The sequence below is a fragment of the Mycolicibacterium sp. Y3 genome, from assembly GCF_051188035.1.
GTDB classification, from domain to species: domain Bacteria; phylum Actinomycetota; class Actinomycetes; order Mycobacteriales; family Mycobacteriaceae; genus Mycobacterium; species Mycobacterium fluoranthenivorans.
On record NZ_JAVQLT010000001.1, the window covers coordinates 4,931,837 to 4,947,306 of the forward strand.

Annotated in this window: 15 protein-coding genes; 4 read left to right on the forward strand and 11 right to left on the reverse strand. The window is 68.2% G+C overall.

Translation table 11 applies throughout. From position 1 onward, the window contains the following. Nucleotides 1-44 precede the first annotated feature (44 nt). The gene (locus tag QN239_RS24000; RefSeq protein ID WP_499014252.1) at nt 45-800 is read left to right on the forward strand and encodes a helix-turn-helix domain-containing protein; all 756 of its coding nucleotides are present in this window, start codon (nt 45-47) and stop codon (nt 798-800) included. Here the strand turns inward: QN239_RS24000 and mug are convergent. Further along, a complete protein-coding gene (mug, locus tag QN239_RS24005) occupies nt 765-1,283 on the reverse strand; it encodes a G/U mismatch-specific DNA glycosylase (protein WP_499014254.1) in 519 nt (172 codons plus the stop codon). The genes QN239_RS24000 and mug overlap by 36 nt on opposite strands. A 33-nt stretch (nt 1,284-1,316) precedes the next feature. On the opposite strand from mug, the gene QN239_RS24010 reads away from it, so the two are divergent. Continuing rightward, entirely contained in the window at nt 1,317-1,883 is a 567-nt protein-coding gene (locus QN239_RS24010; protein ID WP_499014256.1) for a YdcF family protein, read from the forward strand. On the opposite strand, the gene QN239_RS24015 is transcribed toward QN239_RS24010, so the two are convergent. Further along, nucleotides 1,880-3,448, reverse strand: a complete 1,569-nt coding sequence (locus tag QN239_RS24015) for a flavin-containing monooxygenase (protein ID WP_499014258.1) — start codon at nt 3,446-3,448, stop codon at nt 1,880-1,882. The genes QN239_RS24010 and QN239_RS24015 overlap by 4 nt on opposite strands. 45 nt (nt 3,449-3,493) lie before the next feature. Then, a complete protein-coding gene (locus QN239_RS24020) occupies nt 3,494-4,465 on the reverse strand; it encodes a TIGR03617 family F420-dependent LLM class oxidoreductase (RefSeq protein WP_499016949.1) in 972 nt (323 codons plus the stop codon). A 59-nt stretch (nt 4,466-4,524) separates the two neighbouring features. Here QN239_RS24020 and QN239_RS24025 point away from each other — a divergent pair, with 59 nt between their 5' ends. Continuing rightward, on the forward strand, nt 4,525-5,853 hold the full coding sequence (locus QN239_RS24025; RefSeq protein WP_499014259.1) for a flavin monoamine oxidase family protein: 1,329 nt from the start codon (nt 4,525-4,527) through the stop codon (nt 5,851-5,853). A 49-nt stretch (nt 5,854-5,902) separates the two neighbouring features. On the opposite strand, the gene QN239_RS24030 is transcribed toward QN239_RS24025, so the two are convergent. Both QN239_RS24030 and QN239_RS24035 read right to left on the reverse strand, forming a co-directional pair. Further along, nucleotides 5,903-6,826 carry an alpha/beta fold hydrolase gene (locus tag QN239_RS24030; protein ID WP_499014261.1) on the reverse strand — a complete coding sequence of 308 codons (924 nt, stop codon included), beginning with the start codon at nt 6,824-6,826 and terminating at the stop codon, nt 5,903-5,905. 53 nt (nt 6,827-6,879) lie between these two features. Beyond that, nucleotides 6,880-7,968 (reverse strand): NAD(P)-dependent alcohol dehydrogenase, encoded by a 1,089-nt coding sequence (locus tag QN239_RS24035; RefSeq protein WP_499014263.1) that lies wholly within the window; start codon nt 7,966-7,968, stop codon nt 6,880-6,882. Nucleotides 7,969-7,991: 23 nt separating this feature from the next. Here QN239_RS24035 and QN239_RS24040 point away from each other — a divergent pair, with 23 nt between their 5' ends. Then, nucleotides 7,992-8,960: an NADPH:quinone oxidoreductase family protein gene (locus QN239_RS24040; RefSeq protein WP_090355495.1), complete on the forward strand. Its 969-nt coding sequence runs from the start codon at nt 7,992-7,994 to the stop codon at nt 8,958-8,960. On the opposite strand, the gene QN239_RS24045 is transcribed toward QN239_RS24040, so the two are convergent. The 6 genes from QN239_RS24045 to QN239_RS24070 form a co-directional block, all read right to left on the reverse strand. Then, nucleotides 8,957-10,621: a CocE/NonD family hydrolase gene (locus QN239_RS24045; protein WP_499014265.1), complete on the reverse strand. Its 1,665-nt coding sequence runs from the start codon at nt 10,619-10,621 to the stop codon at nt 8,957-8,959. The two genes, QN239_RS24040 and QN239_RS24045, sit on opposite strands and share 4 nt — an antisense overlap. Nucleotides 10,622-10,636: 15 nt before the next feature. Then, on the reverse strand, nt 10,637-12,166 hold the full coding sequence (gene mbtM / locus QN239_RS24050; RefSeq protein WP_499016950.1) for a long-chain-fatty acid--ACP ligase MbtM: 1,530 nt from the start codon (nt 12,164-12,166) through the stop codon (nt 10,637-10,639). A gap of 145 nt (nt 12,167-12,311) precedes the next feature. After that, nucleotides 12,312-12,602: a WhiB family transcriptional regulator gene (locus tag QN239_RS24055; RefSeq protein WP_090355501.1), complete on the reverse strand. Its 291-nt coding sequence runs from the start codon at nt 12,600-12,602 to the stop codon at nt 12,312-12,314. 112 nt (nt 12,603-12,714) lie between these two features. Continuing rightward, nucleotides 12,715-13,536 carry a BtpA/SgcQ family protein gene (locus QN239_RS24060; protein WP_499014267.1) on the reverse strand — a complete coding sequence of 274 codons (822 nt, stop codon included), beginning with the start codon at nt 13,534-13,536 and terminating at the stop codon, nt 12,715-12,717. A gap of 46 nt (nt 13,537-13,582) precedes the next feature. Further along, complete coding sequence (locus QN239_RS24065; protein WP_499014268.1) at nt 13,583-14,353, reverse strand: SDR family NAD(P)-dependent oxidoreductase; 771 nt, start codon at nt 14,351-14,353, stop codon at nt 13,583-13,585. 43 nt (nt 14,354-14,396) lie between these two features. Further along, nucleotides 14,397-15,467, reverse strand: a complete 1,071-nt coding sequence (locus tag QN239_RS24070) for an ABC transporter ATP-binding protein (RefSeq protein ID WP_499014270.1) — start codon at nt 15,465-15,467, stop codon at nt 14,397-14,399. Between the last annotated feature and the right edge of the window lie 3 nt (nt 15,468-15,470).

A 15,470-nucleotide genomic window follows, 5' to 3' on the forward strand; every position in this document is an offset into this window, starting at 1 on the left:
CGACCACGGTAACCTCCTGTTTCGTCAGCGATCAGGAGTCCAGCATGCCCAGCCCCGTACCGGCGGCGCTTCCACAAACCTGCTCCCCAACGGTGTGGTTGTGGCCCGGGCAGGCGTTGTATGCCGGTCCAGCACTGGGATTGGCGCCGCATTCCGGGTCGGCGTGGTGCCTGGCCGTCGGAGTCGACGGGCCGCTGACCGTCACCGTGGGCAGCCAGCGGATCGTCACGCGTACGGCGCTCATCCCACCGCGGGTGATCCACCACTTGGCCCTGGACGGCCGTTTGGTGACCTGCTACCTCGATCCCGCGTCCGAGCGCAGCGCGTCCTGCCGGCTTCGTTTCACCCAGTTCCAGGGCGTTGTCGGCATCGATCATGAGCGCCGGGACGCGTTGTTGACGCTGCCCCAGGATGATGGGGCCGCAGCACGCTGGCGCGATGCCGCCGCCCCGGCCGCAATCCACCCCATCGATACCCGGATCAAGATGGTGGCCAAGCAGATTCGTGACGACCCCGCGGTGTCGATCCCGGCCGGAGAAATGGCCTCGGCCACCGGATTGTCCGAATCGCGGTTCCTGCACCTGTTCCGGCAGGAGACCGGATGCAGCCTACGCCGCTACCGGCTGTGGAGCCGGCTGATCCGGGCCGGAACCGAGCTGGCGACCGGCAGCAATCTCACCACCGCCGCTGCCGAGGCGGGTTTCGCCAGCCCGTCGCACCTGGCCGACCGATTCAAGACGACGTTCGGACTGTCCGCCACCCGGCTACTGGCGACCGGCGTCACCATCCGGACGCCGTAGTTCGGCATACGCGGCGACGAGCGCGTCGAGCGTGAAATTCCGGTTCAGACCGCTCGGATTGGGCAGCACCCACGCCTGTGCGCCCGCGATGTCACGCGGTTGCCGTCCCCACTCGAGATCGGGGCGCGACAGCATCGCCGCCAGCGCACGTTTGCCGAGGAACGCGACCACCCGCGGCGCGTAATGCCGGATCTTGGCCTCGAACACCGGTGCCGAGTCACGGAATTCAGCTGCGGTGACATCACTGGCACGCGGGGTCGGCCGGGTGACGACGGCGGTGATACCGCAGCCGTAGGTCAGCAGCAGCTGCTCCTGGTCGGGTCGCAACCGGACGTCGGTGTAACCCGCACGGTGTAGCACCGTCCAGAAGCGGTTGCTCGGGCTGGAGAAATTGTGCCCGTCAGCCGCGGCGGTGGACGCCGGGTTGATCCCGCAGAAGACGACATCCAGTCCGGTGGCCAGGATGTCGGGCGAATACCCCATCAGTGAGATTGTGCACTGTGGTCGAATGGACCGATGGCCTCGGGACGAACTTCGGTGCTGGTCGCCCTGGCCGCGGTGTTCGGCGCGGTCGAATGGGTGACATGGAAGGCCTCACGCGATCTGACCGCGGGGCCGTCCGGGCCTCCGCTACCGGGCGAGGCGATCTTGGTGTTGGGCTGCCCGATTCCCCCGCTGTGGAAATGGCGGGTGCGCATAGCCGTGCGCTCGACCGATCCCGGCACAGCCCTATTCGTCTTCTCCGGCGGGGCGGTGCGCACGCGGCTGCCGGAAGCTCGCATGATGGCGGATTACGCCATCGACCGTCTGGGCGTGCCTTCGGCACATGTCGTGCTCGAGGACCAGTCGCGCACCACGGTGCAGAACGTGGCGAATTCGATACCGCTGCTGACCGCAAGCCCCGTCATCAAGATCGCATCGAACACCTTCCATGCGCGTCGGGCCCGACAGATTCTTCACGACCAGTCGCCGCACCTGGCGTCCCGCCTGCGAGCCGCCCGCGATTACCTGCCGGCCGAGTGGGGGCCCTTGCACGCGCTCCTGCTCGCCTATCACCTCCACCGGGACCGGCACGCGAACTAGATGGCGACCTTCGGTGTGGCGGCCGGCTTGCCAGCGGCGGAGTTGACCGGCACCCGGCCGAAGACCATCGACTCCCCGATCCGGTCGAGCCGGTGCTCCAACGCATCAAGAGCGTAGTTGTGCCGCACCTTCCACGGCCGCCGGGTACCGGATTTCGGCAGCGCATGCGGGGCGCGCTGCACGTACCCGGCGTTGAGATCCCAGGCCGGTCTCTCCTGCATGGGTACCCCACCCAAATGTGGATACGCATGGGTGTATCCGTGAGAGTCCATGTAGGCCAGCAGCTTTGCCACTGCTTTGGCGGTCATGTCGGCCCGTAGCGTCCACGAGGCGTTGGTGTAGCCGACACACCACGCCATATTCGGCACCTCCTCGAGGAGATGTTCCTTGTAGACGAAGCGATCGGTGGGGTCGATGCGCTGCTTGTCGATACTGAGCTCGATCCCGCCGAGCGCCTGCAACGTCAGCCCCGTCGCGGTGACGATGATGTCTGCGCCCACCCGCTCGCCCGACTTCAACACGATGCCGGTGGTGTCGACGTGGTCGATGTGGTCGGTGATCACCTCGACACGCCCGGCGGTGATGTCTTCGAAGAGATCGCCGTCGAGCACCAGACACATCCGCTGGTCCCACGGCCGGTAGCGCGGGTTGAAATGCACATCGATGGGATATCCGTGCGGCAGTCGCGCCTTGTTGCGGTCGCGGATCACCTTGCGCCCCATGTTCGGGGCCTTCCGGAAGAAGACGTACGTCAGGTAGTGAACCCAGGCGTTGAGTGTACGCACGATCTGATGAGACATCTTGCGCGGCAGTATGTTCCGGATTCCCTGCGTGAAAGCAGGGACAGCGGACATCGCTGCCATGTAGGTCGGGGAGCGCTGCAGCATGGTGACGTGGGCGGCCTGCTCGGCCAGCGCGGGCACCAGGCTGATCGCCGTCGCGCCGCTGCCGATCACCACCACCCTCTTGCCTGCGTAATCCAATGACTCGGGCCAGAACTGCGGATGTACGACCTGACCGCCGAAATCCTCCATTCCGGGGATCCGCGGGTTGTGTGGCTGGTCGTAGTCGTAATAGCCGGTACCGAAGAACAGGAACCGCGCCCGGTACACCGCGCTATCGGAATCGCCCCCCGTCGCTTCGCTCGCCCTGGAACTTTCCCCCGTCGCTTCGCTCGCCCTGGTACGTACCGTCCAGGTATCAGTGGTCGAGTCCCAATCGGCCGAGAGCACCCGGGTGCCGAACCGGATGTGCCGATCGATGCCGTATTTGCGCGCCGCATCGGTGAGGTACTGGCGGATATCGGCGCCGTCGGCGACGTGTTCCTGCCGGGTCCACGGCTCGTAGGGGAAGCTGAGGGTGAAGATATCGCTGTCAGATCGAATACCCGGATACCGGAACAGATCCCATGTGCCGCCGATGCGTTCGCGCCGCTCCAGAATGGTGTAGCTCAGCTGCGGGTTCTGTTCGTGGATGCGGTAGGCGGCGTTGATCCCGGAGATGCCGGCCCCGATGATCAGTACATCTGACCATTCGGGAGAGGACTCGACCTGCTCCTCGCCCATGGACAACCTCCTCGTGGTCCGTTGCCGTACCACCACCATAGGTGCTCAGGTGCGCAGCGCGTCGACGATCTGCGCCAGTGAATCCACCGCGATCGGTCCGGGCTGGTAGATGCAGATCCGGTCCGAGATACCGGCCACCCGGTCCCTGATATGGGCGGCCACCTCGGCGGGTGTGCCGCATGCGGCGATGGTGTGCAGCACGTCGTCGTCGATCAGCGCCCCCATCTCCGCCCATCGTCCCTGCTTGGACAGGGCGTTGAGTTCGGGCTGCAGATCGCCCCATCCGTGCACGTCCAGTACGGGCCGGTAGGCCGGGGTGGAACCGTAGAACGCCAGCAATTGGCGCGTCGCGGCGTGGTCGTCGCCCACCGACACGATGATCTCCGGCACGATCGCCAGGTCGGCGCGGTCCCGTCCGGCCGCGGCTAGTCCTTCGTCGACGGCGGCCATCGTGACCTCGTGGAGGAACTTCTTGTTCCCGAACGGCATCACCAGCAAGCCGTCGGCGTGCTCGGCCACTGCCCGAGTCAGTCGCGGACCCAATGCACCCACATAGATGGGCGGTGGTCCGTAGACGTTGCCGCGCGGCGTGAAGGTCGGGGTCATCAGGGTGTGCCGATAGAACTCGCCCCGGAAATCCAGCCGCTCCCCCGTCGACCAGGTGGTGAAGATGGCCCGCAGCGCCGCGACCATTTCGGTCATCCGCGCCACCGGCCTGTCGAAATCGGCGCCGAACCGCTTCTCGATCTGGGTGCGGATCTGAGTGCCGAGCCCCAGGGTGAACCGGCCGCCAGACAGGATCTGATGGTCGATGGCCTGGTGCGCCAGGTGAATCGGATTGCGCGGGAATGCGATCGCCACATTGGTCATCAGATCCAGGCCGCCCACGGTGGACGCCAGCGTCAGCGGCGTGAAAACGTCGTGCGGCCCTTCGAAGGTGAACACCCCACTGGCCCCGGCATCGCGCAGCGCCTGCGCACGGTCGACGGCATCGGTCGGCCCGTACAACGCCGTCATGACCTTCACAGCGGCTCACCTTAGTGCGATTCTGCGAAGATTCGGGGCAGACTGGGCCTGTGGGCGATGTCATCGTGGTGGGAGCCGGATTCGCAGGACTGTCGGCAGCGCGCGAGCTGACCAAACTCGGGCACGAGGTGGTGGTGCTGGAGGGCCGCGACCGCGTCGGCGGCCGGTCGTACACGACCACCATCGCCGGCGTACCGGTCGACCTGGGCGGCACCTTCGTCGGCCCGACCCAGGATGCGGTGCTCACCCTGGCCGCCGAGCTGGGCTGCGATACCGTCCCCACCCACAGCCGCGGGAAGAACCTGATCGATTGGCACGGACGGGTGCGGTCCTATCGGAGCACCATCCCCAAGCTGTCGATGATCGAACTGTTCGACGTGTCCCGTATCCAGTGGCGTTTCGAGCGGCTGTCCCGGCTGATCCCGGTGACCAACCCGTGGTCGGTCCCCGCCGCCGCGCGGCTCGACCGGCGCAGCCTGGACAGCTGGCTGCGGTCTGTGCACGCGAATGCCTCGACGCGGAATCTGATGGCGATCATGTCCCGGGTGACCTGGGGGTGCGAACCCGACGAGGTCTCGATGCTGCACGCAGTGCGCTACGTGAAGGCGGCCGGCGGCCTGGGACCGATGCTCGACGTCAAGGGCGGCGCCCAGCAGGACCACTTCCCCGCCGGGACGCAACCGATCGCGGTGCGGATGGCCGAAGACCTGACCGTCTACCTGAACACGGCCGTACTCCGGATCGCGCGGGACGGCACCGGCTATCGCGTGGAATCGGCGGCAGAGTCATGGCACGCCACGGCGGTGATCGTCGCGATCCCGCCCGCCCATCGCGGGGCGATCACCTTCGAGCCGGCCCTGCCCGAAGATCACCGGGAACTCATCGCGCATTGGCCGCAGGGCAATCTCAGCAAGGCCTACGTCGCCTACGAGAGGCCGTTCTGGCGGGCGGCGGGCTTTTCCGGGGAGGCGCTGTCCGACGAAGGACCGGTGTTCATCACCTTCGACGTCAGCCCGAGCGACGACGGACCGGGGGTGTTGCTGGGCTTCGCCGACGCCCGCACCTTCGACCCGCTACCGGCAGCGCAGCGCCGGGAACGGGCCCTGCGCAACTTCACCGCGCTGTTCGGCGAGGCGGCCGCGAACCCCATCGACTACATCGACCATTGCTGGGGTGCCGAACCGTTCGCGCCGGGCGGGCCCACCGCGGCGGTGCCGCCGGGGTCGTGGAGCAGCTACGGGCACGTGCTGCGGACCCCGGTGGACGGTGTGTTCTGGGCGGGTACCGAGACCGCCGACGAATGGACCGGGTTCCTCGACGGCGCGGTGCGGTCCGGGCAGCGTGCCGCGGCCGAGGTGACCGACTACCTCAGCCGGTGATTTCGGCGCGCTCGCGTTCGCCCACCGAACGCGAGCGCGCCGAAATCGCTCAGGAACTGAGGCGTTGCGCGGCAACCGATTCGGCGAGGCTGCGCAATTGCCGGTTCACCTCGGCCGGCCGTTCCAGGATGGCGCAGTGGCCACCGGACATCTCGACGAACGCCGAAAGATTGGGTGCGTGTTCGGCGATGTGGCGCGACGAGTTGATCGGTAGCAGCCGATCCTTGCGGCTGCCGATCACCAGCGTCGGCACCGTCAGGTTGTGCAGCGAAATGTGTGTGGGCCCAAGACCGTCCACCAGAACCCTGGCCCACCCGCCGCGGCCGGCCGGCGGGGTGGCGGCGAACAGCCGGTAGATCAGGTCGGCCACCTCCGGGTCCGCATCGCGGCCGACGGCCAGGTATTGGACGAATCGCTTGTTGGGCCCGCCTGCGAGGTTGGGGATCGGAGTGGCCCCGAACGTCTTGAGGAAGGTCCCGGCGGCCCGGATCCGGGCCTGTGTGAGCGGGGCGGGCACCGGCGCGAGCCGCACGTTGCGCAGCAGGTCCCCCGTGGTGGTGTTGATCAGGGCGACGGCGTCGGCGCACTGGGCGACGCGCTGCGGGTAGCGCTGCGACCAGGACGAGATCGCGATCCCGCCCATCGAGTGCCCGGCGATGACAGCCCGCTCACCGGGCACCATTGTGGCGTCCAGGACGGCATCGAGGTCGGCGGCCAGGTGGTTGAGGCTGTAGCCGCGGCGCTCCCTGGGGGTTTCGCTGCGGCCGTGGCCGCGGTGGTCGTAGGCGATCACGCGGTAGTCGCCGGCCAGGTCCGCGATCTGGTGGGCCCAGACCTCCAGGGCGCAGGTGATGCCGTGTGCCAGCACGATCGGGTAACCGTGCTCCGGCCCGAACACCTGCGCGTGTAGCCGGGTGCCGTCGGCCGAACGCACCGTCAGCGTGCGGCTCGCAGGTAGCGGGGGAAGCGCCATCGCCAGCTCCAATCGTCTCGGCTTCTTTGCCGGACCGCCCAGCCTACGCCGTGTCAATCGGAGGTGACGAGCACCGGCTTGATCACCTCGGCGGCCTTCGCCGCGGACCACACCCGGCCGAAATCATCGAAGGGGAAGCTGGTGACCAGCTTGTCCAGGGGCAACTCACCACGCAGGTGCAGGTCGGCGAGGTACGGGATGAACACATGCGGGTCGCTGTCGCCCTCTACGACACCACGCACGGTGATGCCTTTGGCCATGATGAGCGCGACCGGCAGCTCGGCCATCGGCGCGCCGAGTCCGAGCAGCGCCAGGGTGCCGCGAGAGCGCAGCAGCCCGACCGCGGAAGCGACGACCTCCGGGCGGGCCGTGGTGTCGATGACGGCCGCGGCCCCACCGGTCAGCTCCAGCACGGCGGCCGGGACGTCGGTACCGACGGGGTCGAACGTGTGGGTGGCGCCCAGTTCGGTGGCGAGCTCGCGGCGCGCGGCGATCGGGTCGACGGCGATGATGGTGCGGCACCGCGCGATGCGAGCCCCCATCACCGCCGAGAGCCCGACCGCGCCGGCACCGAACACGACGACCGCGTCGTCGGCGGCCGGGGTCAGCACGTTGAGCACCGCACCCGCACCGGTCTGCACGCTGCAGCCCAGCGGTGCGGCCAGCGCCGGATCGATGCCCTCGGGCAGCGTGACGGCGTTGCGACTGCGGGCGATGGCGTAGGTCGCAAAGCTGGACTGGCCGAAGAATCCTCCGGTGATGGGCTCGCCGTCCAGGCGCAGAGCGCTGGTGTCGTCGCGCCGGCTGCCCCTCATGTTCAGGTTGGTCGACTGGTCGCAGTAGGCCGGACGGTCACATGCGCAGTTGGAGCACGTGCCGCAGCTGGCGAAGGTGAGCACCACCCGCGCCCCGATGCGATCCTGTGCCCGGGGTCCCGCGGCCACGACGGTGCCGGTGCCTTCGTGCCCGAACACCATGGGCACCTTGGAAAACCAGGCCGCCACGCTGATGTCGGTATGGCAGATGCCGACGGCCTCGATGCGGACGAGCACCTCGTCAGCGACCGGATCACGCAGTTCGATATCGGTGAGCTGCGGGTCCTGACCTGCTGCGCGGAGTACCGCGGCACGTGCTGATATCACGCCGGGATGTTAAATGGTGCTTCATGCGCGCCATACACATACCCCGGTTGGACGGTCCGTCGGTCGCAGAGTTGGTCGACATCGAGGAACCAGGCACCGACGGGGTGGTGATCGAGGTGCACGCGGCCGGCGTGGCATTCCCCGACGCCCTGCAGACCCGCGGGCTCTATCAGTACAAGGCGCCGTTGCCCTATATTCCGGGAGCCGAGGTTGCCGGGGTGGTGCGTAGCGCACCGGCCGATGCCCATGTGCGCGCCGGGGATCGGGTGGCGGGACTGACCCTGCTCACCGGCGGGATGGCCGAGGTGGTGACGCTGCCCGCCGAGCGGGTGTTCGCTCTGCCGGACTCGGTGTCCTTCGAGGCCGGTGCGGGCGTGCTGTTCAACGATCTGACGGTGCACTTCGCCTTGCGGACCCGCGGCCGGTTGGCCGCCGGGGAGACGGTGCTGGTGCACGGTGCCGCCGGCGGGATCGGCACCTCGACGCTGCGGCTGGCACCGGCGTTCGGGGCCGCCCGGGTGATCGCGGTGGTGAGCACCGAGGCCAAGGGTGAGACCGCCCGTGCCGCAGGAGCCACCGACGTGGTGCTGGCCGACGGGTTCAAGGACGCGGTGGCCGAGCTGACCGGCGGCCGTGGCGTGGACATCGTGCTGGATCCGGTGGGCGGGGACCGGTTCACCGACTCGCTGCGTTCCCTCGCGCCGGGCGGCCGACTGCTGGTGGTCGGGTTCACCGGCGGCGAGATCCCGACCGTCAAGGTGAATCGGTTGCTGCTCAACAATGTCGACGCCGTCGGTGTCGGCTGGGGCGCGTGGACCATGACCCACCCGGGTTACCTCGCGCAGCAGTGGGCGGAGCTGGCCCCGCTGCTGGCCTCCGGTGCGGTCAGCGCACCCGAACCCGAGGTCTATCCCTTCGAGCGGGCCGGTGACGCCATCGCGTCGCTGGAAAACCGCAGTGCCACCGGCAAAGTCGTACTGAAGGTGCGCTAGGCGGGGTCCACCGGAACCGGCAGCAACAATCGGGAGCCCGCGCCGATCTCATGGGACGACGACACCATCTGCGTTGCCGCCCATACCGATTCGCCGGTGCCGTGGTTGCGTGCATAGCGTGGATGCGAGCCGCCGGCGATCAGCAGCCTGATCCGGGAGCCGGCGGAGAACCGGTGCGCGATCGGGTCCAGGTCCAGCTGCAGCACCGGTTCGGCCCCGGGTGTCCGTCGCACGTAGCCGTCGCTGACATTGCGGGACGCGCCGTCGGGCCCCACCTCACTGATCCGCACCCAGACGTCGGCCCACCCGATGTCGGTACGGTGCACGAGCTCGATCCGCGGGGTGCCGATCACCTCCAGCGCCTCGGTGAGCGAGGCCGTGGTGAAGGTGACGACATCGGCGCGCGCGGCCAGAGCCCGGTCCTCGCAATACCCACTGGGCGCGAACAGAAGTCGGCCACCGACCGTCGGGGTCGGGTCGGCCGGGTCGAACACGAACCGGGCGATGGTCCCCTCATCGGCAGGCCGCCGGTCGGACAGTGCGGCCCGGGGCTGCAGGTACAGCACCGTGTCCTCGGCAGGCGGTGGCCATGCGGGCAGCTCACGCCACGGCCCCTCGTTTGCGCTCACCCCGGTATCACTCCCCGTCGCTTCGCTCGCCCCGGTACCACCACTGACGTAGATCCGCGCCCCGCTCCAGCGCGGTCCGGACAACCAAGCCAGCGTCTCGCGGACCGCATCTCCACCGCCCTCGGCATGGGTCCACGGCCCCACGATCAGCGCCGGCTCCGCACCCCGGCGCGCCAGCGCGCCGTACTGCTCGAGGGTCTGGGTGAGGAACACGTCCTGCCACCCGGCGATCAGCAGCACCGGCGCGGTGACCCGGTGCAGTGCGTCGTCGAGCCGGCTGGGCTGCCAGTACGGATCAGCGGGATCCGGTGTGGTCAGCCATGACTCCACCCAGGGGACGCGGCCGTCGAGCACCCGGTGGCCGGCATCGCGCAGCGGCACCGTCTGCAACGGCCGCCGCATCCTGCGCACCGTGGTAAGCGCCCGCACCAGGCCGCGCACGGTGCCGCCGTCTTCCTGATGAGCCACCTGGTAGCTCCAGGTGAGGATGTCGGCGAGCGCGAATGACCCTGTACTCCAACAGGACTCGCCCAAGTTATGAGATGCCATGGCGATGACCGATGTGGCCAGCTCCGGCGGCGGGTCGGACAGCAACGCCCATTGGGTGAACCCGAGATACGACGCCCCCATAGTGGCGAACTGCCCGTCGAACCATGGTTGAGTGCGCAGCCACGCCACCGTGTCGGCCGCGTCCGCGGTCTCGTCGCGGCCCGGTTCGAACGTTCCGCTGGAACCGAAAGTCCCTCGCGTACTTTGCAAAACGACACGATAGCCGCGTCCGGCGTACAGCCCGACGACCACCGTCACCAACAGACTGGAGCGGCCGTACGGGGTGCGCATCAGCAGCGTGCCGACCGGCTCCGACTCCGGCGTGTAGACATCGGTGCGCAGCCGTTCGCCATCCCGGGTCGGGACGTCGATATCGCGGGTCACGCCGTAGTTCGTCGTCGGCGGCCCCAGGCCGAACCGGGCGGCGGCCACCCGCAGTACCAGTGCGGTCAGCATACGTTTGGCCGGCGTGAGATCAGACATGTACGTCCAGCGTAGCTAACGGTTCTCCAGATTGCGCCTGACCTCCAGGCGACGCAGCTTGCCCGAGGACGTTCTGGGCAGGGTGCCCGGCCTGACGAAGATGACGTCCGCGGGCATGACTCCGCATCCCGACGCGACGTGCTGCATCAACTGGGTGCGGGCACCGGCCTCGTCGGGACCGCGGAACTCGGCGGTGACCACCAGGGCGGGCCGCACCGACCCCTCGCCGATGCCAACGGCCACCACGGCACCTTCACGCACTCCGGGCACCTGGGCGGCCAATTGCTCGACCTCGGTCGGGAAGATGTTGCGCCCGGCGACCGTGATGATCTCCTTGGCCCGGCCGCACACCACCAGACCACCCTCGGCGAAGTAGCCGAGATCGCCGGTGCGGAACCAGGATTGGTCGCCGTGCGGCTCGTCACCGAGATACCCGGTCATCATCGAGGTGCCGCGGATGGCGATCTCGCCGATCACTCCGTGGGTGTCGTCGTCGCGGGGTTCGATTCGCACCTCCATCCCGGTGATCGGTTCACCGAGCACGGCGCGCCTGCCGCCTTCGGTCTCGACCGCACGCAAACCCCTCCCAGGTACGGGAACCGTGACCGCGCAGTTGGATTCGGCCAAACCGTAGGACGGCGACAAGGCCCCCGCATCGAAGCCGAACCGCGCCATCTCCGTTGCGAACCGTTCGGTGAGTTCGCAGTCGACGGGCTCACCGCCGTTGAGCGCGAAGCGCAGTGCGGACAGGTCGACGTCGGTGACGCGGCGGGAGTATTTGCCGATCATGCCGTAGGCCATATTCGGTCCGGCCGTGATGGTGGCCCGGCTATCACTGAGCCAATTGAGCCACCGGAACGGTGAGGCCTGGAACGCCGAGGTAGGGGCCTGCCACACGTCGATGGCCGCGACCGCGCCGGACAGCAGGAAGCTCAGGCCCATATCGTGATAGAGCGGCAACCACGAACACCCGACATCGTCCGGTCCCACCCCGATGCGTTCGTTGAGCCCGTTCAGGTTGGCCAGCACCGCGGCCGGTGACATCGCCACCGTGCGGGGGCTGCCCGTGGAACCGGCGGTGCCCTGCAGGACGGCGATCGGCGCGTCGACGTCGGGCAACGCGACGGTGGACGACCGCCGCGGATGCGCGATGGTGGCCAGCTCGGTCACCGCCGGCGACTCGGCGGCGAGGCGCTCCAGATAGCTCCCGTGACTCAGCACCCGCCGGACGCCGATCCCGGCGAACCGTGCCAGTGTGCCGCGCGCCCATTCCGCGGGATCGGCGCCGCGGATGGGGCCCGGCAGGATCGATACCGCGGCGCCGGCCAGCTGGGCGCCGATGACCGCTCCGACGAACTCTGCGGACGGCTCACCCACCAGCCCGATCGCGGTGACACCGGCGTCCGAGATCCACTCGGCCACATTCTCGGCCCTGGCATAGATCTCCGGCCACGGGTGCCGGACCCAGATGCCGTCCTCGAGCAACACCAGATGGTTGCCGCTGACCGGTAACCGCTCACGCAGTACCGCGGCCAGTGGGTTCACCATCGGTGTGCGATTCGGGCAATGATCGTCATGAGGGTCATATCGCGGCCCCAAGCGCGCCGAGCGTCATGGGAGGAAATTACAGCAAAGGAACGGCACGTGGGCGCGTACCTTGACGGCACCGTCAACGGCGGCGTCCGCGGCGCTACTGTCCGCGCGCGGTCAGAAGTTTGGCGCGGTCGCGCGCCGACATCGCACCCCACACCCCGTGTGTTTCCCGCGTAGACAGCGCATGGTCTCGGCAGTGCGCGAGGACGGGGCAGGCGCGGCAGATCTGCTTGGCGCGCTCTTCGCGGGCCCGCAGGCCAGACCGGCCCGAATCCTCGGGGAAGAACACCTCGGGAGCCAGCTGCCTGCAGGTGCCCAGCGTCTGCCAGGTCCAGTCCTCGACCAATGGCCGCACGGTTCGCCACTGGTCATCGCTCAGTACCGTCATCTGCCGACAACGCCTCCTGTCCCGGTGACTGTGTGCTGCCAGTGTCGCGGGCGATGCGGCACGGGACCAGAGATCGACTCGCCGTGAGCCGAGCCCGGTCCCGTGCCCCGGATCAGGCCAGCTGTTCCCGGAATGCCCTGGCAGCGAGCATCAGTTCCTCGACCCGCTTCTGGTCGGCGCGGTTCTCGAACACACCGTCAGCCTTGAAGTACGTCCCCACCACCGCCCCGTCCGCGACGCCGAGTTGCGTCGCCACGTTCTCGGCCCGCACCCCGGTGTTGACGAACACCGGTACGTCACCGGCCGCCGACTTCACCACACGCAGTGCCTCGGTGTCGGTCGGCGCGCCCGCGGTGGCCCCAGACACGCAGATCGCGTCGGGCAGCGTCGCGAACACCGTGGTGCGGGTGATCGAGGCGAGGTCGCGCGCGGCCAGATAGGTGGCCGACTCGGGGACGATGTTGAACAGCAGCTTCACCGCGGACCCGCCGACGCGTGCCCGGTGCCGGGCCACCTCGCCGACGTTGGTGTCCCACAAGCCGAAATCGCTGGCGTACACACCGGTGAAGATCTCCCGGACGAACTTGGCACCGGTGGCGACTGCCAGGTCGATGGAAGCACGCCCGTCCCACAACACGTTGACCCCGAAGGGCACGAAGAGGTCGGGCAGCAGCTCGCCGATGATGCGGGCCATGGTGATCGCCGTGATCGGTTCGGTCTTGGTCAGATACGGCAGGCTGAACTCGTTGCTGATCATCACGCCGTCCACTCCCCCGGTCTGCAGCGCGTCGAGCTCGGCGCGGGCCCGGTCGACCACCGCGGCGATCCCGCCGGCGGTGTCGTAGCCGGGATCTCCGGGCAGTGCGCTGAGGTGGAGCATGGCGATGACGGGCTTTCGTACTCCGAAGACCTCGTCGAGCCAGGTGGTGGTCACTGATATGCCTTTCTTATTGACTACAAAGCTGATCGGGAGCGGACGGCTAATCCATGTAGGCGCCGCCGTTGACGGCCAGCGCCTCACCGGTGATGAACCTGGCGTCCGCGGAGAGCAGGAACGCGACCACACGCGCGACGTCGTCGGGCTGTTCCAGCCGCCCCAGCGGGGTGTCGTCGATCATCATCGTGCGCACACCGTCCGGCGTGGATCCGCGGAGCTCCGCCTCCCACTCCAGTTCCCTTGTCTGCATGGGCGTCTCGACGTAGCCGGGGCACACGCAGTTCACCGTGATGCCATGCTCGCCGAGCTCGTAGGCCATCGCCTGGGTGAGGCCGACGACGCCGAACTTGGACGCCACGTAATCCGACAGGTAGGGCACCCGGCCCTGTTTGCCCGCCATCGACGCGGTATTGACGATGCTGCCGGCGGTACCGCTGCGCACCATGGCACGGGCGGCCGCCTGACCGCACACGAAGACGCCTTTGAGGTTGACGTCCATGGTCTGGTCGTAACGGGCCACCGGGGCGTCGAGAAACTTGTGCATGAACGAGATTCCGGCGTTGCTCACCCACGCATCCAGGCCGAGTCGATCGGCGATCCCGTAGGCGACGGTGGCGGCGTCCTCGGGTGCGCTGACGTTGAGCACCGCCGATTCGTGCCCGGCCTCCTGGTTCGGCAGGCCGGCCGCGACGTCACGCGCGGCGTCGCCGTTGATATCGGTGACGACCACGCGCCAATCACGTTGCGCGAGGGTGGTCGCGATCGCCCGCCCGATGCCGGATCCCGCGCCGGTCACCACGACTGTCTTGGTCATATATCTGCTTGTCCTCTTCTGTCAGGTTCTCTGCTTCTCTGCGTTACACGCCGGCCAGGCGCAGTTGTGTCCGTGCGTCGAAGGCGTGGGCGGCACCCGGCCGGACCGAGAGCGCCACCGCGGCGCCCTCGGTGATGCCCGTCAGGCGTGCGGTCTCCACCACACTGGTCAGTTCGGTGCCGCGCGCCTCGATGGTGACGATGGCGCGCGGACCCAGTAGTTCGATCAGGGTCACGTGTGCGGTGGCATCTTGATCACCAGAGGCCGCCACCGGCACGAGGTCGTCGGGCCGGACACCGAGGATGAGTGGTCCGGTTGCGGCCATCCCGTCGACATCGATGGTGAATCCGGTTGGCACGGTGAAGGTCCGGCCGATCAGCTCGCCGTCGAGCAGGTTCATCTTGGGGCTGCCGACGAAGGAGGCCACGAAGGTGTCCGCCGGGCGGTTGTACACCTCCAGTGGGGTGCCCTCCTGGGCGGTGCGCCCATCGCGCATCACCACCATGCGATCCGACAGCGTCATGGCCTCCTCCTGGTCGTGCGTGACGTACACGGAGGTGATGCCGAGTCGACGCTGGATCTGCAGCAGTTCGGTACGCGTCTCGACCCGCAATTTGGCATCCAGGTTCGACAACGGCTCGTCGAACAGGAAGACCGACGGTTCCCGGATGATCGCGCGCCCGATGGCGACCCGCTGCTGCTGACCGCCGCTGAGATCCTTGGGTTTACGGCCCACCAGCTTGCCCAGGCCGAGCGATTCGGCGACCTCGTCGGCGCGGCGCAGTGCCTCGGCGCGCGGCGTCTTGGAAGCGCGCAGCGGGAAGGCGATGTTCTCCCGCACGCTCAGATGCGGGTAGAGCGCGTAGTTCTGGAACACCATGGCCACGTCGCGGTCGCGTGGCTGCAGGTTCGTGACATCACGGTCGCCGATGGTGATGGTGCCCGCGGTGACGGATTCCAGTCCGGCGAGCATGCGCAGGGAGGTCGATTTGCCGCAGCCCGACGGTCCTACCAGCACCGTGAAGGAACCGTCGGGCAGTTCAAGGTTCAGGTCCTTCACGATGGACGTGGAGCCATAGGACTTGTTGACGCCGGAGAAACGGACTGTTGCCATGAC